The 1,076-nt window shown below is 71.1% G+C and carries 1 protein-coding gene; it reads left to right on the top strand.

From position 1 onward, the window contains the following. The coding region (locus DMH08_RS39575) for a beta-ketoacyl reductase (RefSeq protein ID WP_125621421.1) at positions 1-1,076 on the top strand (1,076 nt) is incomplete at both ends.

Here is a 1,076-nt window from a genome sequence, read left to right as displayed (position 1 = left end):
CCGGAGTACTGGTACGCGAGCCTGCGCGAGACGGTCGAGTTCGATCGCGCGATCCGGGTCCTGGGCGAGTCGGGGCATGGGGTGTTCGTCGAATCGTCCCCGCACCCCGTCCTCACCCCGGCCATCGCCGAGAGTCTCGAAGACCAGGCGCCGGTGGTGGTCGGGACACTGCGCCGCGAAGAAGGTGGCGCTGACCGCCTGCTGACCTCGCTCGCCGAGGCATATGTCCAGGGCGCTCCCGTGGACTGGGCGGGCCTTGTCGACCGCGGCAGCACTGTGGACCTGCCGACGTACGCGTTCCAGCGGCGACGGTTCTGGCCGGAGTCGCCGACGTCGGGGCGGGGCAAGGTTTCGGCGGACGATTGGCGGTACCGGATCACCTGGCGGCCGGCAAAGGGGAGCGGCGTCCCCGCGTTGTCGGGCACCTGGCTGCTGGTCGGTGAGAGCCCTGACGCGTCTGTGATCGCCGACGCCCTCTCCGGCCACGGTGCCGAGGTGATGCGGACGAACTTGGACGATGTCGAGGAGGCGGTGGCCGCATCTGCTGACCTGAGCGGTGTGGTGTCGCTGCTGGCGTTCGACGAGTCGGCGGATGCGCAGTACCCGTGGGTGCCCCGGGGCGGTGTCGACACCCTCGCCTTGGTGCAGGTGCTGGGTCGGGCCGGTGTCGAGGCGCCGGTGTGGGTGCTGACTCGGGGTGCGGTGAGCGTTGGTCCGGACGAGGTGACGACGAGTCCGACGCAGACGCAGGTGTGGGGTTTCGGTCGGACGGTGGGGTTGGAGCACCCGGACCGGTGGGGCGGCTTGGTCGATCTGCCGCCGGTGGTGGACGGCGAGGCCGGTGCGCGGCTCGTCCGGGTCCTCGCCGAGGGTGTCGAGGATCAGGTCGCGGTGCGGGGCTCGGGGACGTTTCTGCGTCGTCTGGTCCGTGCCGAGCCTCGGCGGTCGGAGCCGGAGTCGTGGTCGCCGCGTGGGACGGTTCTGCTGACCGGCGGCACCGGCTCGATCGGTGTGTGCATTGGCCCTTGGCTGGCCGAGCATGATGCCGCCCGTGTGGTGCTGACGTCGCGTTCGGG

Origin of the sequence: Actinomadura sp. WAC 06369, from assembly GCF_003947565.1 — a bacterium.
Taxonomy (GTDB): domain Bacteria; phylum Actinomycetota; class Actinomycetes; order Streptosporangiales; family Streptosporangiaceae; genus Spirillospora; species Spirillospora rifamycini.
The sequence above is the reverse complement of the archived record's forward strand: the minus strand, read 5'-3'. Positions and strand labels throughout refer to the sequence as shown.